The sequence below is a fragment of the Pseudomonas sp. TSO6 genome (assembly GCF_056098905.1).
The window spans coordinates 96,568-118,914 of the sequence record NZ_JBLZWV010000047.1; the positions used below are offsets into that span (position 1 = coordinate 96,568).

Below are 22,347 nucleotides of genomic sequence, written 5' to 3' on the forward strand. Positions count from 1 at the left end.
GAATGCAATCTAAGTCTCAACAGCACAAAAGTCAATTGGCGGTTAAGTTAACTCCGTTGTCAAGCGATCTTGGTTGTCGGAAATACTAAAGTCGTTCCTCAGCAGACCCCGGCGCTTCAGTTCCTGGAGGTAATCTTCCTGCGAGAGGTCACCCATCGTCCTCGCATTAGCCAGGGCAGTGAGCTCTTCGGGCGCGCTATTGATGCCGTACTCAGTGTTGATGTCGACGTTAAAATCCGGCTCCGCGACCTTATTAAAGTAAGCAATCCACCCCAGTACACGCTCTACTGCCGAAGCCAGGTTGAGAGCAATCATCGCGATCTTGTTGTTCGTCTCCCCTGCTCGCAATGCCCTTCCAGTGGCAGTTTCGACAGCTCCCGAATTTTCGAGCATGTCACTGCCATAAGACTGCATCTTAGCCTCTAAGTCTTTTAGCGAGTCTCGGCCAGCTCCGATGGCTGCTCCGCTGTGCTCGACGTACTTTAGATCAGCCCCGGCATCGCCCTTGATCGCGTACTCCGAGCCAATCGCGATAGCAGCGTCATCAGCAACCCCCGACGCAAAAAGCACCGGCACCCTGGCAATCCGCAAAATATTGGACTGATCCGAACTCTCCTGATAGTGCTGCACGTTCATGAATGCCAGATCTTTCAGTGGTGGCGGCGCAAAAAGCTCACCACTGGCCACGACCGCTGACGAGTGCACCGGCGCAACGGGAATCTCTTTGAGCGCAAACGCCTGGTCGAGCGCAACCGCTGTGCCGTCCTCTTCGTAGAGCGACCAAGTCACAACCTCCCCTTCGCGCCTGAACACCCTGACGCGAGACACCTCTTTCTCCGCCCATTCGCCATCCGCAACCACGGCCTTCTCTTGGATGCGGATCTCGGTCAGACGGTCGTCTTCGTCCAGGCGATAGCCAAGGATGTGGTCACCGGAAAGGTGGTAAGCGTATGGCCTGCCGCCGTGGACAGCACAGTCAACAGCAATGAAGCTTGAGCCATTCCACAGAGCATCTTCGAATGTGGTGGACGCCAGGCCGCTAAGGCTCGTGCCTTTGCCATCAACCGCTTTGTGGTACTCATCTGCCAGGTCTTGATACTTCTCACTTTTCAAAACCAAAGGGCGTGTAAATGGCTTGGCCGCAAGGTTTTTTGCCGTCCGGTCGCAGTAGTTAGTTAGGAAAGACCTGTCCAGGCGCCTGCGGTATGAGTCCTGAGACTCACCCGGTTCTCGGGGAAGATACTTTGTTCCAGCAGCCCTGAGCGCCTGCGTCCCGCCGCGAACGGCACGGATCAGCTCGCGATCATCGTAAAATTTTTGGCACCTCAGGGTGCGAGTCGATACGGACATCTTGCTAATGCCTCTTATTGTTATGTAAATATTCTATCATTTATCAAATAGTGCTTGACACGAAACTTGGTAGATTTTGAAACTTCCCTAATTTCGTAAGCGTAAACACATACTTTACAAGTCCGCAAACGGGCTGTAGGTTTGTCTCCACCAATGATTTGGAGTGATCAAATGGCTACTCGTGGAATTGGCACTCATGAAGATCTCTATAGGTGGATGCGCGTAGTTTATTGGGAGAGGGACAAGAAGCATCAGAAGATATCTCGCGCCATCTTTGAAGATAAGTTGGCTAGAAGAATTCGCAGGCTATGGCGACCAGGAAACAAGTACAACTCTGCAACCGTAGTCATGGTCGACTTTTCCGTTGAAAACCACATCACCTTACACGTTTACGAAAAATGCCCAGGCAACCCATCAGACATAATTACTGGCACCAACCGTGAGCTTTTACGAGAGCAGAAAATGTGGGGGCACGTGAAAGTCCGTGAAGAGTTTGGCACCAAAATATGCACCTTTGAATTGATTAGAGAACGGAACCACGCATATACAGTATTCTCATCAAACCACATCGAATCCATCACATTCCGAACGAAGCTGCAGAACATGGAGGTCATCAAGTGGTACTACAATGAAAAGAGCCCTGTATTCACCGCACGCCTTGCTGCACTGATGTAACTGGTCGCTTCCAAGTCAAACGGTATGCAAGCGCGTCCCAGGCATGGTCATCGCCGCACTTAGCCACGCTATCAAGCTGATCTTCATCACGCTGAAGCTCAGGAATCGAAGAAGTCAGAAACCTGCAATTCGTGAAGAAATAGATGTGCGGCTTGCTGGGATCCTGCTCAATCGTCGCCTGCAGCCGGTTGAACATGAGCTGCGCACTCGTAACCCTGGAACCCGGCGATTTGTCGCTGTTTACAAAAGTCATTCCCTCGGCGGCAAGATCCTTGGCCACGGTCGGTGCAGTGCCTTGATCAACCTTGCTCCCGTTAAAAATTTGATTATCGGCTGGGCCTGGAGTGACCTTGGAGTGGTTTTTCAGGATGGTTTCCTGCAGCTTGAGCTCCCTGACCTTTAGGCGCTTACCGATGTTGCCAGCACTGAGAAAAAGGCCAAGGTCGCGCTTTTGCTGAGTACCGTCTGCGTTCAGTGGAGTACCGTAGTCCTCACCTACGACGATGATCGAGCCCTTGGGCGGACAGAACTGCCGTCCATTGACCATCACTGATTCCCCGTTGGCTTCGGCAGTCCAGAGACAGCAGAAGGGAGTCGACTGCCCATAGTCGAAGGATCGCTCGACTTTCCAATGCGGGGGGATGGTGAATGGCTGCATGAGCAACACGTCTTTTTTCCACAAGGCCGCAAACATGGCGGTGTCGTCGACAGCTTCCCAATCCCCAAGCAGCCATGATGCACGCTTCGCAGGGTCGCTGATCGTGCGCAGCCAGGCCTTGTATTCATCGTCGAGGTGCGGGTTTTCGAAGACGGTGCCGAAGATCGCGCACTTGTCCCGACGACCATTTTTGTACTCAATCTGGCCGCTGATTTTGCCGTCGATGAACCTGGCTTTCACCCACCTTTTCCCGGCCCCCCAAGGGTTCGTTGTGCTCCTGACTTGCAGGGGTGGCATGAGCGGCTGGGTCTTTGTTGGCTGGTACGACGTCCGGAGCGTCGACATCATGGATTCGTAAATTTCGTCTGTCGCCCACGTGGTCAGCTCGTCCCAGCCGATGAAGCTGTATTCCTGGCCGTGGAACTTGGCTTCGTACTGCTCTTTCTTCTCGATGTACTCAAAGATCAGGACTTCGCCTGTCGGAAACGTCCACTCGCGGAGGCTTTTGTTGAAAGTGGCGCCAGGAAACATCTTGGGGAAAAGCCTGTGGCTCTTGACGATCAGGTCTTTCAAGGAGGAAAACTGACGACGCAGGATCACGCCACGCCAGTAGCTGCCCCAGCCTTTGCCGACGTGCTGCGCAAACGACATCAACAGGCACTCTGACTTTCCGTTGCCCCGCGAGCCATGGAACAGGACTTCCCGAATCAGGTTGTGCGGTTGACCGGTAATGAGCAGCATTCCTTGCGAACTCAGGCCGCCTTGAGCACCAGGAATTGGCTGCCAAACGACATTCCGAACGGCTTTGCTGATGTGCTTGAGACTTCCAGCCGAACTCATGCAACCCCCCTTCTCTGGCTCAGAGAAACGAGGGTTGCGCACAAACGCCTGATTGCTTTTGATCACAAATCAATCTTCAGTATTGTTAACTTTTGCATCACTACGGGTCAGGATGGGTTTTTCACCGTCTCGCGCGATAATCGAGCCTAAGCGCCCGTGGTATTTAGCGCCAGGAATCAGGAAGACAGCATCGATAATTGATTCGTAATCGCTAAACTTTGGATATACAGGACTATGTTGAGAGCCATCCCAAATATTGTGACCATCAAAATAGACAAAATGAAGAAGACCAGATTTAGTCTTAACTTGATAAATAGCTTTAGACCAGTTCTCGAACAGCCCATCTTTCGGGTCGATAGTGCTTGTCTTTGCATTGGCTATTCCCGATTCTTTGGCGAAACCCTCAAGCGGGATATGCACAGGAATGAGACCATGCTCCAAAATAATGCTGGAAAGCTCTTGAATAGTGATGCCGTAATCTCTGCCATTAAGATTTGAGACCATTGCCTCGTAGCCACCTGGGCCGCTGTATTTTTTAATATCACAGTCCTGGAATGCATTGAGCAGTGCTACAACACCACAATCGCCCCAACTTCTTTGCTTGATCATCACTCTACCCTTCTTATTATTGTTATGAGAGTTCGTTGGTTTTGGTTTTTGCGAGCAACAAGGCTTCTGACTGCTGTTGTTGGAGGAGCTGGTCTAAGTCATTGTCGCCCGACATCGAAGGGATGAGAGCGATGCCGGTGCCATCATCTGTATTTATGTCACTCTTGATGGTGACTTCTTTGCGCTCGTAGTCGCCGAATTGACCTGGCATGCGGCGGGATAGGAATTTTTCCGCAGCCTTGACGTCGCCCATCTTGATGGCTTTCTGGATGGTGTCCACGGCAGGTAGACAGGAGATGTACCGAGCACGCTCAACCGACTCCACAAACTCGACGTAGATCTCATCAGCCGTCTCGATCTGATCACCGTTTTCCAGTGCTTCAACGAGCTCACGGCCACGCGCCTGCCACTTGTAAAATGCCGCCTCTGATATGTTTGCAATGGCGCAAGCGAGCTCGACCGTCGACGTTCGTTCAACGCCCTTCACGATCTCTTTTAGGAGCTTTTTATCGAGCATTCGCGTCCGGCTCATACGTCACTCCAGGAAGCGCACGCCGTACTTGGCGATCATCAAGGAGTCCGATATACCATCACGCACAGCACGCTTGCCACCACGGGCCTTGCCGTAGATCTGCTCAGTCTGGAAAATCTCAAAGGCCACTTCAGCAATCTGTTCTTTCGAAAGCCCGGAAATTCCCTGATAGCCACGCCACTCCTGTGGCCTGCTGTACCGCACTTCAGGGCACAGGCACTCTGCGACAGCCCGTACAACCCCGAAGGCATCACCGAAGCTGAACATCGAAGTCACGCCCTGGCCTGGCCGCGCGCCGACCTGTTCAATCACCGCCAGCTCTGGCCTATGCTCCGCAATAAAGTCAAAAACCGGACGCGGGTCTACCCGACGCTTACCGGAGTCGACCTTAATAGTTGGCATTTGGAGACAAGCAATGAAGTTGAGTTGCTCGTCGATGATAGATAGGCCCCCGGAGAGGCCAGGATCGATACCAAGGATCTTTCGCATAACAGTTTTCTTATTATAGTTATGCGATTATTGTAACATCTATTTCTTCTTGGTTGTGCGCAAAGTCTCTTCTAAGCGCGGGAGACCTTTACCGAAGTTTTCGACGAGGTATTTGTAACGAGCTGACTTCAGGAATTCCGCTTCTTCGCCCTGATAGCAGTAGTCAAACTTCTGATTCTTGACCCATTCTTCATGCGTCATTCGCGAGCCGTCTTTGCGTGGCCTGGCGAATGGGCAGATAATGTTTCGCTCTTGTAGGATAAATACGAAGTGGACATCATTGCAGTCAGCTACTGAGCGATACTTTGCGGCATCGGCTTGAGTTGGGATGATGCCCTTGGCTTCATAAAAGATTCGGTCGTTACTCGCGTCGACCCAATCGGGCTGATAGGTATGCTCGACGATATAACTTACTTTGTGCGACTTCGGCTCGTACTCAAGATCTTTGAGCCCGCCGAACAGGCCGATGTGGACTTCCGGCCAGGAGCGAAAAGGTTTTGGGTGCGGTGGCAATGAAGGTAGGAAAATCACCTCGTCTACAGTCACAGGCTTACGACCAAAGCGTTGCTCGTTATACTCATTCCAGTGGACTTTTCTGAGTGCCGTCAAGCACATTTCAGTGATGAGCTTGAGCGTTTCGAGATCGACGTTATCGTAACCCTTGTTGAGCGCTCTACGCAGATCGTCAACTTCGGCCATATCGATAACAGGTGGGCACTTAACTGGCATATTCATTTTATAAGGCTCTTATTGTTGTTATTGCTCTTATATGTACATATTAAAAATGAGCTTTCGAGCGCGCAATAGCTCAGGTCAAAATAATTCGATCTTTGACAAAGAAAAATTCCTGAGTATATAGAGAGGGCCGTCCGTGGCCCTGAGGATGCTTAAAGCGGAGTGCTGGTTTTGATGTAGCTAGACATCAGAGCGAGCGAGTCGTTGTCGATGATGTAGTAGTCACCGGACTTGCCGCCATCTACTTTACGGGTCTTCAGACCGAAGCACTTCAAGACGTTGGTGATCGCCGCTTGTTTTGCTTTCGTGGTGTTGGCGCGCGGCATGTTGATGCCGAGGCCGATTACCTTTGAGCGGATGGCGTTGAGGCTGTCGAACAATGCTGCTGAGTCGTCTGCTCTCCAGCCCTTAGTCAGGGACATTTCCGCGATTGCCGGCAGTACTTTGGAGAACACTGAGAGTTCTTCTTCGGGGCTAACTTCGTTAACGCTGTGGATTTTTCGGAAGAGCTTGATCTTGGACTCGCCCTCCCCCTCGCCCCACAGCTTCGCATCTTCAGTAGTTAAGTGTGCACGACCTATCACTTCCTGCGCTCGGGCTCGAATCACGGACATGTATTCGGTCTCGTCTTCAGATCCAGAGTCTTGCACCACCTGGACGACCTCTGCCCTGGCCGGCGAGGCTCTCAGAAGTTTAGCGACGGTCTCTTTTTTGACAGCCTTGCGCCCCTGGCAATCAGCGACGAAGCCAGTCGTGGACATGTCATCATCCTGTTCTAGGACTTCGACGTTGAAGCCTTGCATCAGGAGGAGTGCTGGCAGGGTGTTAGAGATGTTGTCCTTGAGCCAAGCTTCACTTGAGGAGTGGTCGTACCGAAGCGCATCAAAAGCGGATGGGGCGTTGTCAGCCGCAATCGCTTCGCGGATCTTAGCTTTGGCATCCGCGCTGATCGTCAAACCGCGCAGGAGCTCCTCTGTCGCAACCATGGCCTTTTTGAAAGTAATGTCCACGATTTCAGATTTGCGGTAGTCCGGATTTTTGAGGCCTACGGTAAACACCTTGGCGGTGCGGTCGCGACGAAGCATCTGAATCGCGTCCGACGGGACGATCTGCCCTCCGAACAGCCCAAAGTGCTCGTCAAAGTGACTGGTCGTGATCGAAAGGGCGCTTGTGATCACCGGCGAGTAAATTACGATCTCATGCCGAGTGGAATTGGGATTTGCAATGAACTCAGCCTGTTGAGTCCACTTTGCGTTATCCGCCGTTACAACGAGAACCGGTCGCTTAGTCTTTTTTTCGAGGTATTTACCCAACGCTGTGGCTTCCCGTGCAACGTCACACGAGACAAGGATTTTCTTGCCTTCGGTAGCGGCCTTAACCGCTAGGCCGCGCACTGAGCTCGAATCCGAGGTTTTGACAGTGATGTCGCTGTGGGTCTGCGCGATCTTAAAGAGCTTCGATGGGCGGCCATCAAGCATCTCGACGCAACGGGTGTTGATATCAGCGTCAGCGAGAATTACCTTTGGGGTCGCTTTGATGGCAAACCTCAGAGCGTTCCACACGGCTTCGCGGTGCTTCACTTCGCCGCCCAGCACGTGGCTTATGACTTGTGACGCTTCGTCAATGACTACTACGTCAGCTGATTTGATGAAGTCTTTGAATTTGTGAGCTGAGAGCGAGTTGACAACGATTTTCAAGCCGTTGGCGTTTTGCAGGACGTCGGGGGTGTCGCATTCGTCGTAGCTAACGATGCCAGGCAGGTTTGCGATGTTTTTGTTGATTGAGCGCCTATGGCTGATGACCAGGACTTTTTTGCCCGCTTCCATTTCGGCGGCGAGAACTGGTTCGATGATTTGGCTGGTTTTGCCATAAGCCGTTGGGAGAGCTAGGAGAGTCGCGCCCTCGCTGCCCAAGATGTAGTCACGCACTTCAGCGGCGTCGCGTGGAGCCTGGCCCTCGTCCCTGAGCGCTTTGAGATGCGAGATGAGCTCAGCGCTTTTCCGAGACAGCTTTGCATTGATCAGCTTTAAGCACGCTTCGTGGCTGCGGCCAGATGCGTCAGCGAGGGCTTTTGCTTTTTCGTCAATTCCACCAGATGTGAAGGCGTCGCGGGAGATCTCGTAAGCCGCGCGATCAAACGCCTCATCGCTGGAGTCGTTTGACGCGATCAATACTGCAAGCTCGACTTTCGACAAGTCGTATACGTTTTTTGCAATGACGCCCTTTTCGCCCGATGCGATGCCCGATGCGGTTTTCAATGCTGCTTTGATCGCAGGGATTACATTGCCATCAATGTTGATAACACGGGAAACCTTAGGATAGTCAGAGCGAAGAGTTTCGACGGTTTTCATTACGTCGTCGGAGCTGATGGTTTCGTGGCCGACGATAGTGGCGTTGACTGCGTATGTGGTGATCTTTTGCATTTTGCTGACTCACTTGCATTTTAAGACGTCTCTCTTGCGTCTTGAGTTAAGTATTGAACTTGAGTGAGACAGCTTGCAACACCTATTTTCAGATTTGACTAAATATTTTTCTCCGACATACCTTAGATGATGGCAAATTACTCATCTATTTAAGTCCTTCTTAGCCAGGATGGGGGTAATTATCGACCCGCCTAGGTCACCCCCCATGCCCTCACTCTCTATTCTTTATATATAAGAAAGAAGAAGGTAGGTAGCATCGGGGGTGGCATTATGACATCTGGCTAAGGAACACTGCTTTTAGCCGCAAGCACTGCTTAGATAAGCTCGTGCAAGCTCATCATCGCCAGCTCAAGCCCATGCACACATATATAGGCCAAGGTAAGCCCTTGCAAGCTCATCTCAACGCTCCTAAGCTCTAGCCAACAATTTATTTTCAGGTATACATCAAAAAAGTGTTGCACCGCCCTTCGCTCATTTTTAATACTTGATTTATCGAAGCAAAAGAACTTCGATCAAAGAGAGATATGTGCAAATGGCCATCAAGTACGCTACTCAGTCGACCGCATCAACCAACTCAGTTAATCCACGAGAAGCCGCTTCGTTTAAGTCACTTTTCGAAACGCACTTCGAATCGCCGCTCGTATTGATCGACAAATCCCGCGCTTCGACTTTCATCCCGGCTTCATTTCGCGTTCCGACTCGCAACGACGAAAGCATCCACAGCTCGTCTCTGGTGATCTTTGACGTAGACCAAAAACTCGGTCATGGCTATGACGATGACATGATCGCACTCGAGGAGGCCGAGGACGCCCTGCTCGACCTTGGCTTAGAGCACTTTATTTACACGAGCCACAGCCACACGCTCGAGGCGCCCCGCTTTAGGATTGTTATTGCTGCGTCCCGACCGTACTTCCCGGCTGAGCACATCACCATCCGAGCGGCAATATTGGAGCATTTGGATGAATTCTTGGGCGGGCGCCTACTTAAAGTCATAGACCAATGCTGGAAGACGCTGAGCCAGTGCTATTACGTCTATACAACCCATCCCGACAGAAAGCAATTCGCCATCAGCTTTTACAACCCTGGCGCGCCAGCCGACATTGACGAATACAAGCTCCATCAGTCGAACTACGGCATCGAAACGGAATACAAACCCGGCGCGCCGCGCCAGGCCACAGGTCAAACAGGCGCGCGCGGACGTTCTTACGAGCTCAACCGCATCGTTGGCGGCATGATCACATCATCGACAGAAGACGAAATCGCCAAGCGCCTTTTTGAAATCGACAACTCGCTGCACGCCGGAGCTGAATACTTCCGCGACCCACAATACCCGCGAAACCGCCCGCGCGCCGGCGAGTCGCCAGAGGCGGCGGCATGGAGATCGTGCCAGCTTTTCACGAAATCCCACATCAACAGCTTGAAGCGGAAGACTAGAAAGCCCGTCGATACGACAATCGTGAACAAAAAGGCAGACTCGAAAGAGCCAATGCCAACACACGACGCCATGATCAAAATCCGATCAGCGAAGATCGGCAAAACCAAGGCCGGCGCCGAAACCGTCCTGCTCGAGCTGCAGGTAATGTCGGGCGAGCACGCTGGCCGCCATCTCTGGCACCGTCTCTACGGCACCGGGAGCCACGAAGTCGCTATTAAGATCTCCTACTCGATCAAGGTCAAAATCGCAAAAGCCACAAAGCTGGAGATCCCAACAATCAGCGACATCACCAAAGCCGCTGACATTCCCATGCTGGCACGCATCAAGCACAAGCCCGGCACGAACGGGTTCCCCGCTCAAAACGAAATCGGCGACATCCACCTCATCTGACCCACCCCGCCCCACCCCGCCCCAGCCCCCACGCTGGGGCTTCTTTTTGCCCGCAACCCGACGTTTACGGTATAGCGCTGCTTGACCGAGATTCAAAAGTTGAAAAAATTTCTGGTTAAACGCTTTGTTGAATGCAGTGCAGGAAATGCCCGATTTTACTGCCCTTTCCTGAAGTTCCGGTATAGCACTGCTTTACCGAGAACTCCAAAGTTGACAAAAAGTCAATACTGCACGTCGATTTTTTTGTTGACAGCGACCTGGCGAATGATCAGCATAAATTGACACCGGCGGCCCCAGGATGTGCAGCAAGGTGCAACACTGAAATTTAAAAGGTATTTGTATGCACATGCAAAAGATGAGCGATTACGTCCCTGCGAACCAAGCCGCCGCAATTTTGGGGATCTCCGCTGAGACACTTCGCTACTGGCGATTTAGCGGCAAGCATTTGGACGCTCTTACGCCCTATGTCTACGTTAATCGCAAGGTTTACTACAAGCGTACTGATGTTGAGCGTTTCGTCGAAGCAAACATGACTGCAGTTTTCCAACGACATTACGAATCGCTTGCATAGGAAACGGCAGTCATGATTGCAGAAGAACTGCGTAGAAAAATGGCAGACGACATCAACTGTTTCACAGCCGAGGATCTTAGCGAGCTAGCGAAGGTCAAGCTTGAAACTCTGGAGTATTGGCGTAAGCATGGAAAGGGCCCACAACCGATTCGTTTCGGAAATGCGTTTCTCTACTCCAAAGCGTCGGTAACTGAGTTCATTAGCTCATTGTGCGATGGGCCAAATGATGACTTTATGATGCGCTGCATCAAATGAATAAAGGGGCCAGCCGGCCCCTTTTTTGCTCGTTTCTATTTTCCAGCCATTGCTTCCATGCGTTCCATCAGCCAAGTAACCTTATCGTTAAGACTCTTGGCATCCTGCTGCTGAATACTCAAAGCATTATAAGCAGTGTGGACATCGGTAGCTTTGACATGAGTATAACGCTTCAGTGTTTGCCAATCCCTATGCCCGCTCATTAATGCAACTTGAGGCACATTCAAACCGATAGCAAAGAAATCAGTTATCGCTTTATGCCTCAAGTCGTGAAATCTTACTGGCCGAGTTACCTCTGATTCAGTTCGGGCTCGAGAAAAAGCCACCGAAACGGATTTCGGATTGTATGGAAATATCGGCCCACGTTTCCTCTCATTCAACACCGACTCTACAATACCCCAGGCCGAAGGAAGAAGAGGCACAGTTTCATCATTGCCGATCTTCTCATCCGGGTGCTTCCTGTCACGAATGATGACGGTCTTATTTTCCCAATCTAGATCTTCTATGCGGATTCTACATATTTCAGCCTGACGCATTGATGTGTACAAAGCGAATCTGATCAGTTGAGGAATGTCTATCACTTGCCGTTTCTTTTTAGCGAACACACCGATGATAGCGTCAATCTCTGACTGCGTCGGCACGCACTCAACCTCTCGGCTTTTGATCCGTAGCTTATGAGAAGACTTCAGGCTTTTCCGAGCTTTGTCAGCCATGTCCGGGTCGATATCCAGATGCTTCACGTCATAGCAGTAGCGGAGCACACTGGAAAGCAGAGACAGATCTCCGGCAATGGTCTGCCCTTGGACACCCTGCTTTTTTCGCTCCTCGATGAAGGTATCAAGGTGACTTTTGGACAGCCGCTCAATCCCGATTTTTCCGAAACGCTCTTTCAGCGCTTTATAGATGAAGAGCGCGCTCCGCTGAAGCGTTCGTCCGGGCTGTATGTAATCTAGGTACGCGTCGATATAATGACCCACAGTTGAGCCTTTCGGAGCTGCCGCCCTACCGGTGGCCTTGATCTCTTCAAGCTGACGCTCCTTCTCCTTTGCGAATGTCTTGGCAAGCTTTTCGCTCGAGAACGTGGCGCTGATCGCTTTGTGCCCCTTGACTCGGATCAGAGCGCGCCAGCTGCCGCTCGGAAGCTTCGAAATTGATGCCATGGCTCGTGTTCACTCACTGTTCATTTACCTGTACCCGAGGCATACCTTTTATGCACACGGCGTGTACACCAGGTGTACCGAAACTGCCATTTCGGCCCCAAAATGTACACGAAAGATAGCATGAAAAACCGCTGAAGGCCTTTAGATTCGGGGCTTTATGAATCGAAAATTTTCCGTAGCACCCATGATGGACTGGACAGACCGCCACTGCCGCTTCTTCCTGCGCCTGCTCTCCAGTCAAACCTTGCTCTACAGCGAAATGGTCACTACCGGTGCCCTGCTGCACAACGACGCCCACCGTTTCCTGCGCCACGATGCCTCCGAGCACCCGCTGGCCCTGCAACTGGGCGGCAGCGTGCCCGCCGATCTGGCAGCCTGCGCACGCCTGGCCGAGGACGCGGGCTATGACGAGGTCAACCTCAATGTCGGCTGCCCGAGCGACCGGGTGCAGAACAACATGATCGGTGCCTGCCTGATGGCCCACCCGGCGCTGGTGGCCGATTGCGTGAAGGCCATGCGGGATGCGGTGTCGACACCGGTGACGGTCAAGCACCGTATCGGCATCAATGGCCGCGACAGCTACGCCGAACTGTGCGATTTCGTCGGACAGGTACGTGAGGCTGGGTGCCGGAGTTTTACCGTGCATGCGCGTATCGCGATTCTGGAGGGGCTGTCGCCGAAGGAAAACCGCGAGGTTCCGCCCCTGCGCTATGACGTCGCGGCGCAGCTGAAGGCGGACTTCCCGGACCTGGAGATCGTGCTCAATGGCGGGATCAAGACCCTGGCAGAATGCCAGGCACACCTTGAAAACTTCGATGGTGTGATGCTGGGGCGTGAGGCGTATCACAACCCTTACCTGCTGGCCGAGGTCGACCAGCAGCTGTTTGGCAGCGATGCGCCGGTGGTCAGCCGTAGCGAGGCGTTGGCGCAGTTGCGGCCATATATCGTGGCGCATATGGAAAGCGGTGGCGCGATGCACCACGTTACCCGGCATATTCTGGGGCTGGCCCAAGGGTTCAAAGGGGCGCGGCGCTTCCGTCAGTTGCTGTCGGCGGACATTCACAAGGCGGCGCAGCCGCTGGCAGTGTTTGACCAGGCGGTGGAATTGCTGCAAGGCCGGTGATACTACCCGTGCACGCAACCCGGCGGCTCCTACAGACGATCGTGCGAGCTTGAGAATTGCAGTATGTGGAACCTCAAGGCAGCCGGGCACTCGAATCTTCACCTTACGTACGGCCCTTCGTGGGCAAGCCCGCTTCTACAGGCCCTTGAGCGGCTGTCGGGGCTCGGGTAATGTCGAGTAAATGCACAGGACAGAGCACGCCCATGACTTCCAAGCTGGAACAACTGAAGCAGTTCACCACCGTGGTCGCCGACACCGGGGACCTGGACGCCATCACCCGGCTGAAGCCGGTCGATGCCACCACCAACCCGTCCCTGCTGCTAAAGGCCGCCGCCATCCCGGGCTACGCCGACCTGCTCAAGCAGGTGAAGGCCGATGCCAAGGGCGATGTCGACCTGGCGTGCGACAAGTTCGCGGTAGCCGTGGGTTCAGGCATTCTCAAGGTCATTCCGGGGCGTATCTCCACCGAGGTGGATGCTCGCCTGTCGTTCGATGAGCCGGCGCTGCTGAACAAAGCCCGCCAGCTGATCGGGCTGTATGACGCAGCCGGGGTCTCCAAAGACCGCGTGCTGATCAAGCTGGCCTCCACATGGGAAGGGATCCGTGCTGCCGAGCAGCTGGAGAAGGAAGGCATCCAGACCAACCTCACCCTGCTGTTCTCCTTCGCCCAGGCCCAGGCCTGCGCCGATGCCGGTGTGTTCCTGATTTCGCCGTTCGTAGGCCGTATCTACGACTGGTACAAAAAGAGCACCGGCACGGATTACGTGGGCGCCGAGGACCCTGGCGTGCAATCGGTGACGCGCATTTACAACTACTACAAGGCCAATGGCTACGACACCGTGGTCATGGGCGCCAGCTTCCGCAATATCGGCCAGATCGAACAACTGGCCGGCTGCGACCGCCTGACCATCAGCCCCGAACTGCTGCAGCAGCTGAGCGACGACCAGGGGGAGCTGCCGCGCGTGCTCAAGCCCGGCAATGCTGGTGAGGCCAAGCAGCAGCTGAATGAAAGCCAGTTCCGCTGGGCGATGAACGAAGATGCCATGGGCACCGAGAAGCTGGCCGAGGGTATTCGCCAGTTTGCGAGGGACCAGGAGAAGCTGGAGAAGTTGATGGCTGAAAAAGCCTGATACATATCCGGTTTGCCGGACGGGCGGGAAGTGTTCAGCATTTTCCGCCCGTTTTTGTTTTGCCAAGCTTTAGTTGTGAATTGAATTCCAGGGCCTCTTCGCGGGTAAACCCGCTCCCACACGCATACCCACAGGCCTGAAATTGGCGCTGTACTTGTGGGAGCGGGTTTACCCGCGAAGGGGCCCGATAAGCCACCCGAGCTGTCGATGACCTCCTCTACCCCCTTACCTCTCGTACTTGCCGGCCCGGTACTGCGCCGCCTGGAACCCCAGCGCCTGGCCATCTGGCTGGTCGCTACCCAACCGCTGCAACCCGAATTCATCTTCCCGGCAAGCGAGGCCAAGGTGGATTGCCAGGTCGTCCCGGTCGGCCAGCACGCTTTCATTCACCTGCTGGAAATCCACTTCGCCAACCCCCTGCCCTGCAACCAGCAGCTCGACTACGACCTGCTCATCAACGGCCAGGGCATCGCGGGCTGGGCGCCGCACCTGCTCTACCCCGGCACCCAGCGCCCGAGCCTGGTGCTGCGCGACCGTCTCGACCACTTGCTGCACGGTTCTTGCCGCAAGCCGCACCACCCCGCTGCCGATGGCTTGCTGTGCGCTGACCGCCTGCTGCAGGCCTGCGAGCAGCCTGAAGATCGCCCGGCCGTGCTGCTGATGACCGGCGACCAGGTGTACGCCGACGATGTCGCCGGCCCGATGCTGCGTGCTATCCATAGCCTGATAGAGCGCCTGGGTCTGTTCGACGAGCAGCTGGATGGCGCAGTGGTTGCCGACAGCCAGGCGCTGTACCAGCACCCGGCCAGCTACTACCACCGCGCCGACCTGCTGCCGGCGCAGGAAACCAACGACACCTTGCGCGAGCGTTTTTTTGGCGGCAAGCGCAAGCCGATCTTTTCGTCCAGCAACGCCGACAACCACCTGGTGACCTTCGCCGAGGTCATGGCCATGTACCTGCTGGTGTGGTCACCCGTGCCTTGGCAGTTGGTGGACATGGCGATGCCCAGCGGGCTGACCGACCAGCGCCAGGCCCGTTATCGACAGGAGCTGCCGCTTATCCAGGGGTTTGCCGGGAACCTTGGCCAGGTGGCGCGGGTGATGGCCCACCTGCCCTGCCTGATGATCTTCGACGACCACGACATCACCGACGACTGGAACCTCTCGGCACAGTGGGAAGAAACCGCCTACGGCCACCCCTTCTCGCGGCGGATCATTGGCAACGCACTGCTTGGCTACCTGCTCTGTCAGGCCTGGGGCAACGATCCGGACAGCTGCAAGCCCCTGGTCAGGCAATGCCAGGCCTTGTGCAGCCGGGCCCGCGATGAACTGATCGGCGAACTGCTGCGCTTTCAGGGCTGGCAATTCAGCTTGCCAACAAACCCTCCCTTGCTGGTACTGGACACCCGTACCCGCCGCTGGCGCAGCGAAAGCAACCTGGCCAAGCCGTCCGGCCTGCTCGACTGGGAAGCCCTGAGCGAGTTGCAGCAGGCGCTGCTCGACCACCCGTCAGCGGTGATTGTCTCGCCTGCGCCAATTTTTGGCGTGAAGCTGATCGAGACTGTGCAGAAGGTGTTCAGCGGGCTGGGCTACCCGCTTTTGGTGGATGCCGAAAACTGGATGGCCCACCGGGGTGCGGCGCAGGTCATCCTCAACATCTTCCGCCACTCGCGCACGCCGGGGCACTACGTGGTGTTGTCCGGGGATGTGCACTACTCGTTCGTCTATGAAGTGCTGATCCGCCACCGCCAGCGCAGCCCGCATTTGTGGCAGGTGACCAGCAGCGGGATCAAGAACGAGTTCCCCCGGCGCCTGCTGGATGTACTCGACCGGCTCAACCGCTGGCTGTATGCACCGCGCTCGCCGCTGAACTGGTTTACCAAGCGCCGGGAGATGGAAGTGGTGCCGCGTACGCCCAGTCACAGCAAGGCCGGGGAGCGCTTGTGGAACGGTGCGGGGCTGGGGCAGGTGTTCTTTGATGAGCAGGGGCGGCCGATGCGGGTGTATCAGCTCGATGCGGGTGGGGGTGAGGCTACCGAGTTTACTGGCTGAGTCTGGTCTTCAGCCTGTGCTGGCCTCTTCGCGGGTAAACCCGCTCCCACAGGAATCGTGGGCCTTTCAGACCCGTGCAGATCCGTGTGGGAGCGGGTTTACCCGCGAAAGGGCCGGCACAGGTTAACGATCAGGTCCGCTCCAGCGCATTGACCAGGTCATGGAAAGCTTCGCGGTTGGAGTCGTTCAGGCCCATGAGGATCTTGTGCGCCTCCAGTACCTTGGAGCGCACCACGTCTTCGTTCTGGTCCTGCGACGGCAGGTCGGTCAGGCACTCGGGGCACGGAATCGGGCGATCGACGATGTTGAACACCTGATCGAAACCCATCGACTGCAACAACCGGGAAATATCCGGGTTGGTGGTGACCACGGTCGGCAACAGGCCGACCTTCTGCCGCGACAGGATCGACAGCTTGGCCAGCAGGCCCAAGGTGGTGCTGTCGATACTCTCGGTTTCGGTCAGGTCGATGACAATCGCCGAGAAGTTCAACGCCGTGAATATCTTCTCGATCGTCGCATCCAGCGCCGAACACAGGGTCAGGCGCACTTCACCGACGAACTTCAGTACGAAGGTACCACTCTGCTCGGCGAACTGGATTCTACCGGTACTCATTGAAGGTTCCTGCTCAACACCAATAGGGCGATATCATCCGGCATATCCCCAAGCGTAGCTAATCCGAATCGTTGACGCAGCCCATCCAGGCTGCCACCTGCTGCCTTGACGATCTCCGGCAAGGCAGCCTCTTTATCTTTGAGCGTGTCACCCGGCAAAAGGTCCAGAATGCCATCGGACATCAGGCTGAGGCTGAACTGAGGTGGCAGCTCCACCACCAAGTCCTGGTAGGTAGCCTCGTCGAAGAGCCCCACCGGCAGGCCACGGCCTTCCAGGTAACGGGTATGCCCGGGGGTATGCAGCACGGGCAGCGGCAAGTGGCCACCCACGGCGTAGGTCAACAGACCAGCCTCTTCGTCGATCACCCCGCCAACCATGGTCACGTGCTTGCCCAGCTTGCTATTGATCAGGCCGCGGTTGATGTGGCTGAGCACTTCGGACGGTTTGAACTCGCGCATCCTGCTGCGCTTTAGCTCAAACATGAGCCGCGTGGTCATGAATTTCAACAGCACGGTGACAAAGGCCGACGACGCGCCATGCCCGGAGACATCAGCGAGGTAGAAGGCAATACGCCGCTCGTCGACGCGGAAGTAATCGACAAAATCACCCGACAGGTACAACGACGGGATGATCTGGTGCTCGAAGGCGAACTCGCCAGCTACCCAGGGGCTTTCCGGCAGCATGTTCATCTGTACCTGGCGACCAGCGGTCTGGTCCTCCTGCAGCAGGTGCAGGCTGGCTTCCAGTTCGCGGTTGGCCGTTTCGAGCTTGTCGCGGTAGCGTTGGTTTTCCAGCACCAGGCGCGAGCGGTCGAGGGCGCGGCGCACTGAATGCTCAAGGACGGCCAGATCTTCCAGCGGCTTGATCAGGTAGTCGGCGGCGCCCAGGCGCAAGGCTTCCACCGCATCGCTCATGACACCGGCACCAGACACCACGATCACCGGCAACTGCGGCGCACGCTCGCTGACCTGACGGATCAGTTCGAGGCCGCCCATCTGCGGCATGCGCAGATCGCAGATCACGAGGTCGGGCTGGTGTTCTTCGAAGACCTGAAGCCCCTGCTGGCCATTACCGGCCTGGAGGACGCTGAAGCCACTGTCTTCAAGATAGGCGGCGAGGCTCGCACGGACCACGTCGTCGTCATCGATAATCAGCAGCGTTGCACTGGTTTTCTGCATGTGGGCGAACGGCGCCGATTTGGGTGGGTGCAGCGGTGTCGGCAAAGCAGACGGCCAGCTACGGGAATTTTTTGTGGTCACACTCTACTTGAGTTGTAGGACAAGAACACCTGCCCGGCAACTGTTCAGAGGTACCTTGTAAGGCGCAGACGGTACTCCCATCCGGCAGGCGTTTCAAGCATGCAAGGGTCGACCTCGCCGCTCTTTACAGGGCAAATCACCGGGAGTTATAAGAAAGTCGACCAGCGCACCCCGATGGGAAGGATGCAGCATGCCCAACACGCCCTCCAGCCACAGCGAAAAACGCGATTTCATCCGCATGCGCATCGACACCGCGGTCAACCTGCTGCATGAAGGCCAGGTGATCGCAGCCGTGTGCCTGGACTTGTCCAGCGGCGGCATGCAGGTGCAGGCACCGCAACGCTTCCAGGTGGGGGATCATATTGAGGTGCGGATCGAGTCCGACCACCCGGCGCTCAAAGGGCTGCATGCCAGCACCGAAGTGGTATGGATTGCCGACCAGCCGGGTGGCCAGCAGAAATTCGGGTTGCGCGTGCTGGCCATGCATTGAAAAGGGGCCTGAAGCGGCCCCTGTTCATAGATCAGAAGTCGTCTTCGACTTCGCCATCCTTGACCTTGAACTCGCGGTTCTGCAGGTAGGCGTTACGAATGAAGATGTACTTGTCACCCTGTATCAGCTTCTCGGCAGAGAGCAGGTCGGCACGCGTGTCGATCACGTCCAGGGCAAAGATCGAATTGCGCGTCGGCACATGGTCGATGTAGCGGTAAGGCTTGGTGTAGCTGTCCGGGTACTTGGCAACGCCGTCACGCACCGTGCTTGGCCCCAGCAGCGGGATGACCACGTACGGGCCGCTCGGCACACCCCAGTAGCCCAGGGTCTGGCCAAAGTCTTCGTCATTGCGCTGCAGGCCCATCTTGGTGCCCACGTCGAAGAAACCGCCCAGGCCGAAGGTGGTGTTGACGATCAGCCGCGCCGTATCCACCCCCGCAGCATGAGGCTTGAGCTGCAACACGTCGTTGGCCAGGTTGGTCACATCACCCAGGTTGCGGAAGATGTTGTGGATGCCATCTTCAAGGAACTGCGGAGTGACCGCCTGGTAGCCCTTGGCCAATGGCTTGAGGGCATAGGTGTCGAGGGTATCGTTGAAGCGGAAGATCGGCCGGTTGACCGCTTCCCAGGGATCTTCCTCGGTGGCTGCCTGGGTGGCTGCCACGGGCGCCAGCAGCATGCTGGCGCAGACACAGGCCTGGGTGACTCGTTCGATCACACTGGCACCGATCCTACGCATAGATGTCTCTCCATCGAATTTCTCGGCCGCAAACGCAACGGGTCGCGCTGCTGGTAAGGCGGCAGTATAGAGGCTTGCGGCCTGATAAACAGCTTTACACATGTTTGCTCAATATTTTGTGAACAACTGTTGCAGGGGCGCCGATGTCACAGGGCGGTAACAATCACCGAATAGCCTGCGGACTATTTGGGGGAAGTTGCCATGGACGCTGCACCCGCCTTCACTGCTGTGCTGTTCGGCTTGCGCGGCTGCCTGGTGCAGGCCGCCAATGGTGGCGCCCCCTCGCCCGCACCCGGCGCCCTGGCTACCCTCGCCAGCCTGCGCCAGCACCAGGTGCCGTGCATCTGGCTGGATGACCTCAGCGCCACCCAAAGCAAGCGCCTGGCACACGTACTGCCCGACTGGCTGCCGGGGCATTCGGTAAACGGCGTACGCTGGCCGGCGCCCAACGCCTGTTGGCAGGCACTGATGACCCTGGACAGCGAACGCCTGGATGGCTGCGTGCTGGTCAGCGGCGACCCGCGCCTGCTGCAGTCCGGGCTTAACGCAGGCTTGTGGACGGTGGGCCTGGCCGCCTGCAGCCCGTTCTGCGACCGCAGCTCGCGGCAATGGCAAGCAATGACCTCGCAGCAACAGGACGTGGCCCGTGGCAAGGCAACGCTGGAACTGTTCGGCCTGGGCGTGCACTCGGTAATCGACCACCTGGAAGCGCTGGACACCTGCCTGCAGGACATCGCCCAGCGCCGGCGCAAAGGTGAAAAACCCTGATACAGCACCTTTGACGCGGATCATGCAAAGCGGCGGCAGGTGGATTACGCTGAAGACAGGCCAGAACCTTTGCCGCTTCGCTGAGGTCCATGGTTTGCCAAGCCCTTGATGGAGAACTACCAATGCCTGCCCGCGAATTGCAAGAGCGCCTGAACAGCTTGCGCGAGCAACTGGACCGCAACGTACCGCTTTCGGAAGACGAACTGGCCGCGTTGCACGAAGAAGCACGCCAGATCGAGGCGCAACTGAAACTTGAAGAAGCCACGCCGGACAACAATCTGGTGGATGGCGTGAACCTGGCAATCGAACGCTTCGAGGCCGATCATCCCGACCTCACCGCCACCCTGCGCAGCATTGCCAACTCGCTGCACAGCATGGGGATCTGAAACAGCTGGGGCTGCTCGGCAGCCCATTCGCAGCACCAGGCTGCTCCCACAGGTTCAGCGCAAAACCCTGATCATGCGCTGAACCTGTGGGAGCGGCCTTGTGTCGCGAAAGGGGCGCAGAGCGCCCCCAACGTACTTGAGCCTTACTGCCGAACCAGCCGCTTGTTATCCGGGCTGATCGCCCCAGTGCTACGGTACGGGTTGATATCCAGCCCACCCCGGCGCACATACCGCGCATACACCGTCAGGTGCTCCGGCTGCAGCAGGTTTTTCAAGTCCAGGTAAATGCGCTCGACGCACTGCTCATGGAAGTCGGCATGCTGGCGGAAGCTGATCAGGTAGGTCAGCAAGCTGGCGTGGTCCAGCGCCCTGCCCTTGTACTCGACCACCACACTGCCCCAGTCCGGCTGGCCGGTTACCGGGCAGTTGGACTTCAGCAGGTGGCTGTGCAAGGTTTCTTCCACCACGTGCTCCGGGTTGCAGCGCAGCAGCTCTGGCTGCGGCTGCTCGTAGTTGCTGATGGCAACGTCCAGCGCATCGATGCACAGCCCCGGCAAGGCTTCCACGCCTTGGGCCTCGACTTCAGCCAAGGTACGAACCTTCACCCCCACCGGCTTGCCAGCCGCGGCAGACAGGTCTTTCTCCAGGCAGGCCTGCAATTCGCCCAGCGAGGCAAACACCGTCTGGTTCAGCGAGTTGAGGTACAGCTTGAACGACTTGGACTCGATGATGTTCGGCGAGTCGGCCGGGATGGCGAACTCGCCGATCGCCACCACCGGTTTGCCCGACGGCAGCAGCCAGCTCAGTTCGAAGCAGTTCCAGTAATCCACGCCATGCCAGGGCAATGTCTGCGCGGTGACGCCCAGCTCGGCCCACTTGGCAGTACGCGGGATCGGGAACAGCTGCTCCGGGGAGTAGGTGGCGATGTATTCGCTGGACTTGCCCAGCGGCGAGTGTTCGGCAGCAGGATGCATGGAAACTGACCTAGAGGTTCGAAATTGCCCCTAGTCTACCGGTTTTGCACCCTGCCTTGGAGCGCAAGTCACTCGATGGTCAACGCCCCGACCATGCCAGCCTGATAATGCCCTGGCACGTTGCAGGCAAACTCTATAGGCGCCGACTTGCGGAAGGCCCAGGTCAGCTCGGCGCGCTGGCCTGGCATGACCAGCACCGTGTTGCCGCCACCGTGGCCATGGCCGCCGCCGTGTTCCATCATCTGGCCGTGGTCCATGCCTTCGTGGTTCATGGCCTCGGTGAACATCTTGCCTTGCATGGCGACCATTTCCTTCTGGTGCTCGGCATGCATGGCCTTGTCACCCAGGTTGAATTCATGCGGCAGCTTACCCTCGTTGACCAGTACGAAGCGCACCGTCTCGCCGGCTTTTACCTGCAAATTTTTGGGCTCGAAGGCGATGTCCTTGAGCACCACGTTGACCGTGCGGGTGGCTTTGTTCGCCGGGGCCGGCTCGCCAAAGGCGAAAGTTTGCGCCTCGCCGGCAAAGGTCGGCAGGCTGGCCAGGGCAAGGGCGGCGATGAACAGGCGTTTCATGATGACTCCGGAAATGTACAACAGGATGAGGCCACCCTAGTCACGGGCGACTGGCAGCTACCTGACAGGGAGATTACAACTTTGTCAGCTTGGGCGTGCCTGCGCTTCGTCACGTA

The 22,347-nt window shown here is 56.2% G+C and carries 23 protein-coding genes; 10 read left to right on the forward strand and 13 right to left on the reverse strand.

The annotated features are described in order from the left end of the window. Window positions 1-42 precede the first annotated feature (42 nt). Window positions 43-1,350, reverse strand: a complete 1,308-nt coding sequence (locus ACN6NG_RS20860) for a DUF4055 domain-containing protein (protein WP_474315965.1) — start codon at window positions 1,348-1,350, stop codon at window positions 43-45. A 171-nt stretch (window positions 1,351-1,521) separates the two neighbouring features. On the opposite strand from ACN6NG_RS20860, the gene ACN6NG_RS20865 reads away from it, so the two are divergent. Continuing rightward, complete coding sequence (locus tag ACN6NG_RS20865) at window positions 1,522-2,025, forward strand: hypothetical protein (RefSeq protein ID WP_474315968.1); 504 nt, start codon at window positions 1,522-1,524, stop codon at window positions 2,023-2,025. On the opposite strand, the gene ACN6NG_RS20870 is transcribed toward ACN6NG_RS20865, so the two are convergent. From ACN6NG_RS20870 to ACN6NG_RS20895, 6 genes are all read right to left on the reverse strand, one after another. After that, window positions 1,997-3,523 carry a terminase large subunit domain-containing protein gene (locus ACN6NG_RS20870; RefSeq protein WP_474315971.1) on the reverse strand — a complete coding sequence of 509 codons (1,527 nt, stop codon included), beginning with the start codon at window positions 3,521-3,523 and terminating at the stop codon, window positions 1,997-1,999. The genes ACN6NG_RS20865 and ACN6NG_RS20870 overlap by 29 nt on opposite strands. 69 nt (window positions 3,524-3,592) lie before the next feature. Then, window positions 3,593-4,135 (reverse strand): hypothetical protein, encoded by a 543-nt coding sequence (locus ACN6NG_RS20875; RefSeq protein WP_474315972.1) that lies wholly within the window; start codon window positions 4,133-4,135, stop codon window positions 3,593-3,595. Between the two features lie 19 nt (window positions 4,136-4,154). After that, the gene (locus ACN6NG_RS20880) at window positions 4,155-4,664 is read right to left on the reverse strand and encodes a hypothetical protein (protein WP_474315973.1); all 510 of its coding nucleotides are present in this window, start codon (window positions 4,662-4,664) and stop codon (window positions 4,155-4,157) included. Window positions 4,665-4,667: 3 nt separating this feature from the next. Then, complete coding sequence (locus ACN6NG_RS20885) at window positions 4,668-5,153, reverse strand: crossover junction endodeoxyribonuclease RuvC (RefSeq protein WP_474315975.1); 486 nt, start codon at window positions 5,151-5,153, stop codon at window positions 4,668-4,670. Between the two features lie 39 nt (window positions 5,154-5,192). Continuing rightward, window positions 5,193-5,888, reverse strand: coding sequence for a PDDEXK family nuclease (locus ACN6NG_RS20890; RefSeq protein WP_474315978.1), 696 nt, complete (start codon window positions 5,886-5,888; stop codon window positions 5,193-5,195). A 152-nt stretch (window positions 5,889-6,040) separates the two neighbouring features. Continuing rightward, window positions 6,041-8,311: a replication protein RepA gene (locus tag ACN6NG_RS20895; protein WP_474315980.1), complete on the reverse strand. Its 2,271-nt coding sequence runs from the start codon at window positions 8,309-8,311 to the stop codon at window positions 6,041-6,043. Between the two features lie 532 nt (window positions 8,312-8,843). Here ACN6NG_RS20895 and ACN6NG_RS20900 point away from each other — a divergent pair. From ACN6NG_RS20900 to ACN6NG_RS20910, 3 genes are all read left to right on the forward strand, one after another. Then, window positions 8,844-10,136, forward strand: coding sequence for a hypothetical protein (locus ACN6NG_RS20900; protein WP_474315983.1), 1,293 nt, complete (start codon window positions 8,844-8,846; stop codon window positions 10,134-10,136). 346 nt (window positions 10,137-10,482) lie between these two features. Further along, on the forward strand, window positions 10,483-10,707 hold the full coding sequence (locus ACN6NG_RS20905; RefSeq protein ID WP_474315986.1) for a helix-turn-helix domain-containing protein: 225 nt from the start codon (window positions 10,483-10,485) through the stop codon (window positions 10,705-10,707). A gap of 12 nt (window positions 10,708-10,719) precedes the next feature. Beyond that, the gene (locus tag ACN6NG_RS20910) at window positions 10,720-10,962 is read left to right on the forward strand and encodes a hypothetical protein (protein ID WP_474315989.1); all 243 of its coding nucleotides are present in this window, start codon (window positions 10,720-10,722) and stop codon (window positions 10,960-10,962) included. Between the two features lie 35 nt (window positions 10,963-10,997). On the opposite strand, the gene ACN6NG_RS20915 is transcribed toward ACN6NG_RS20910, so the two are convergent. Continuing rightward, complete coding sequence (locus tag ACN6NG_RS20915) at window positions 10,998-12,122, reverse strand: tyrosine-type recombinase/integrase (protein WP_474315992.1); 1,125 nt, start codon at window positions 12,120-12,122, stop codon at window positions 10,998-11,000. Window positions 12,123-12,279: 157 nt separating this feature from the next. On the opposite strand from ACN6NG_RS20915, the gene dusA reads away from it, so the two are divergent. The 3 genes from dusA (at window position 12,280) to ACN6NG_RS20930 (ending at window position 16,427) form a co-directional block, all read left to right on the forward strand. Beyond that, a complete protein-coding gene (dusA, locus tag ACN6NG_RS20920) occupies window positions 12,280-13,245 on the forward strand; it encodes a tRNA dihydrouridine(20/20a) synthase DusA (protein ID WP_474315994.1) in 966 nt (321 codons plus the stop codon). 203 nt (window positions 13,246-13,448) lie between these two features. Beyond that, window positions 13,449-14,375: a transaldolase gene (gene tal / locus ACN6NG_RS20925; RefSeq protein ID WP_197897718.1), complete on the forward strand. Its 927-nt coding sequence runs from the start codon at window positions 13,449-13,451 to the stop codon at window positions 14,373-14,375. 207 nt (window positions 14,376-14,582) lie between these two features. Further along, window positions 14,583-16,427, forward strand: a complete 1,845-nt coding sequence (locus ACN6NG_RS20930; protein ID WP_353456564.1) for an alkaline phosphatase D family protein — start codon at window positions 14,583-14,585, stop codon at window positions 16,425-16,427. A gap of 130 nt (window positions 16,428-16,557) precedes the next feature. On the opposite strand, the gene rssC is transcribed toward ACN6NG_RS20930, so the two are convergent. After that, window positions 16,558-17,040: an anti-sigma factor antagonist RssC gene (rssC, locus tag ACN6NG_RS20935; protein ID WP_013971741.1), complete on the reverse strand. Its 483-nt coding sequence runs from the start codon at window positions 17,038-17,040 to the stop codon at window positions 16,558-16,560. Then, window positions 17,037-18,218: a two-component system response regulator RssB gene (gene rssB / locus ACN6NG_RS20940; RefSeq protein ID WP_016500716.1), complete on the reverse strand. Its 1,182-nt coding sequence runs from the start codon at window positions 18,216-18,218 to the stop codon at window positions 17,037-17,039. Before rssB ends, rssC begins: the two co-directional genes overlap by 4 nt. 271 nt (window positions 18,219-18,489) lie before the next feature. On the opposite strand from rssB, the gene ACN6NG_RS20945 reads away from it, so the two are divergent. Further along, complete coding sequence (locus tag ACN6NG_RS20945) at window positions 18,490-18,789, forward strand: PilZ domain-containing protein (protein WP_019471259.1); 300 nt, start codon at window positions 18,490-18,492, stop codon at window positions 18,787-18,789. Window positions 18,790-18,820: 31 nt separating this feature from the next. Here the strand turns inward: ACN6NG_RS20945 and ACN6NG_RS20950 are convergent, their stop codons facing one another. Next, a complete protein-coding gene (locus ACN6NG_RS20950) occupies window positions 18,821-19,528 on the reverse strand; it encodes an MlaA family lipoprotein (RefSeq protein WP_063425204.1) in 708 nt (235 codons plus the stop codon). Between the two features lie 201 nt (window positions 19,529-19,729). On the opposite strand from ACN6NG_RS20950, the gene ACN6NG_RS20955 reads away from it, so the two are divergent. Together ACN6NG_RS20955 and ACN6NG_RS20960 are read left to right on the forward strand one after the other, a co-directional pair. Then, window positions 19,730-20,296: a hypothetical protein gene (locus ACN6NG_RS20955; RefSeq protein WP_063425202.1), complete on the forward strand. Its 567-nt coding sequence runs from the start codon at window positions 19,730-19,732 to the stop codon at window positions 20,294-20,296. A gap of 122 nt (window positions 20,297-20,418) precedes the next feature. Continuing rightward, on the forward strand, window positions 20,419-20,682 hold the full coding sequence (locus tag ACN6NG_RS20960) for a DUF4404 family protein (RefSeq protein WP_019471256.1): 264 nt from the start codon (window positions 20,419-20,421) through the stop codon (window positions 20,680-20,682). A gap of 143 nt (window positions 20,683-20,825) precedes the next feature. Here ACN6NG_RS20960 and queF read toward each other — a convergent pair whose 3' ends face one another. Together queF and ACN6NG_RS20970 are read right to left on the reverse strand one after the other, a co-directional pair. Next, window positions 20,826-21,656, reverse strand: coding sequence for an NADPH-dependent 7-cyano-7-deazaguanine reductase QueF (queF, locus tag ACN6NG_RS20965; protein WP_049273492.1), 831 nt, complete (start codon window positions 21,654-21,656; stop codon window positions 20,826-20,828). 68 nt (window positions 21,657-21,724) lie between these two features. Beyond that, window positions 21,725-22,231 (reverse strand): cupredoxin domain-containing protein, encoded by a 507-nt coding sequence (locus ACN6NG_RS20970; RefSeq protein ID WP_063425198.1) that lies wholly within the window; start codon window positions 22,229-22,231, stop codon window positions 21,725-21,727. Between the last annotated feature and the right edge of the window lie 116 nt (window positions 22,232-22,347).

Excerpts from the sequence above, each read along its gene's own strand:
- ACN6NG_RS20880 (WP_474315973.1), bottom strand. The coding sequence starts at position 4,664 with ATGAGCCGGACGCGAATGCTCGATAAAAAGCTCCTAAAAGAGATCGTG.
- rssB (WP_016500716.1), bottom strand. The coding sequence starts at position 18,218 with ATGCAGAAAACCAGTGCAACGCTGCTGATTATCGATGACGACGACGTG.
- ACN6NG_RS20915 (WP_474315992.1), bottom strand. The coding sequence starts at position 12,122 with ATGGCATCAATTTCGAAGCTTCCGAGCGGCAGCTGGCGCGCTCTGATC.
- tal (WP_197897718.1), top strand. The coding sequence starts at position 13,449 with ATGACTTCCAAGCTGGAACAACTGAAGCAGTTCACCACCGTGGTCGCC.
- ACN6NG_RS20970 (WP_063425198.1), bottom strand. The coding sequence starts at position 22,231 with ATGAAACGCCTGTTCATCGCCGCCCTTGCCCTGGCCAGCCTGCCGACC.
- ACN6NG_RS20885 (WP_474315975.1), bottom strand. The coding sequence starts at position 5,153 with ATGCGAAAGATCCTTGGTATCGATCCTGGCCTCTCCGGGGGCCTATCT.
- dusA (WP_474315994.1), top strand. The coding sequence starts at position 12,280 with ATGAATCGAAAATTTTCCGTAGCACCCATGATGGACTGGACAGACCGC.
- ACN6NG_RS20950 (WP_063425204.1), bottom strand. The coding sequence starts at position 19,528 with ATGCGTAGGATCGGTGCCAGTGTGATCGAACGAGTCACCCAGGCCTGT.
- ACN6NG_RS20955 (WP_063425202.1), top strand. The coding sequence starts at position 19,730 with ATGGACGCTGCACCCGCCTTCACTGCTGTGCTGTTCGGCTTGCGCGGC.
- ACN6NG_RS20860 (WP_474315965.1), bottom strand. The coding sequence starts at position 1,350 with ATGTCCGTATCGACTCGCACCCTGAGGTGCCAAAAATTTTACGATGAT.
- queF (WP_049273492.1), bottom strand. The coding sequence starts at position 21,656 with ATGCATCCTGCTGCCGAACACTCGCCGCTGGGCAAGTCCAGCGAATAC.
- rssC (WP_013971741.1), bottom strand. The coding sequence starts at position 17,040 with ATGAGTACCGGTAGAATCCAGTTCGCCGAGCAGAGTGGTACCTTCGTA.
- ACN6NG_RS20900 (WP_474315983.1), top strand. The coding sequence starts at position 8,844 with ATGGCCATCAAGTACGCTACTCAGTCGACCGCATCAACCAACTCAGTT.
- ACN6NG_RS20870 (WP_474315971.1), bottom strand. The coding sequence starts at position 3,523 with ATGAGTTCGGCTGGAAGTCTCAAGCACATCAGCAAAGCCGTTCGGAAT.
- ACN6NG_RS20865 (WP_474315968.1), top strand. The coding sequence starts at position 1,522 with ATGGCTACTCGTGGAATTGGCACTCATGAAGATCTCTATAGGTGGATG.
- ACN6NG_RS20930 (WP_353456564.1), top strand. The coding sequence starts at position 14,583 with ATGACCTCCTCTACCCCCTTACCTCTCGTACTTGCCGGCCCGGTACTG.
- ACN6NG_RS20890 (WP_474315978.1), bottom strand. The coding sequence starts at position 5,888 with ATGAATATGCCAGTTAAGTGCCCACCTGTTATCGATATGGCCGAAGTT.
- ACN6NG_RS20910 (WP_474315989.1), top strand. The coding sequence starts at position 10,720 with ATGATTGCAGAAGAACTGCGTAGAAAAATGGCAGACGACATCAACTGT.
- ACN6NG_RS20960 (WP_019471256.1), top strand. The coding sequence starts at position 20,419 with ATGCCTGCCCGCGAATTGCAAGAGCGCCTGAACAGCTTGCGCGAGCAA.
- ACN6NG_RS20945 (WP_019471259.1), top strand. The coding sequence starts at position 18,490 with ATGCCCAACACGCCCTCCAGCCACAGCGAAAAACGCGATTTCATCCGC.
- ACN6NG_RS20895 (WP_474315980.1), bottom strand. The coding sequence starts at position 8,311 with ATGCAAAAGATCACCACATACGCAGTCAACGCCACTATCGTCGGCCAC.
- ACN6NG_RS20905 (WP_474315986.1), top strand. The coding sequence starts at position 10,483 with ATGCAAAAGATGAGCGATTACGTCCCTGCGAACCAAGCCGCCGCAATT.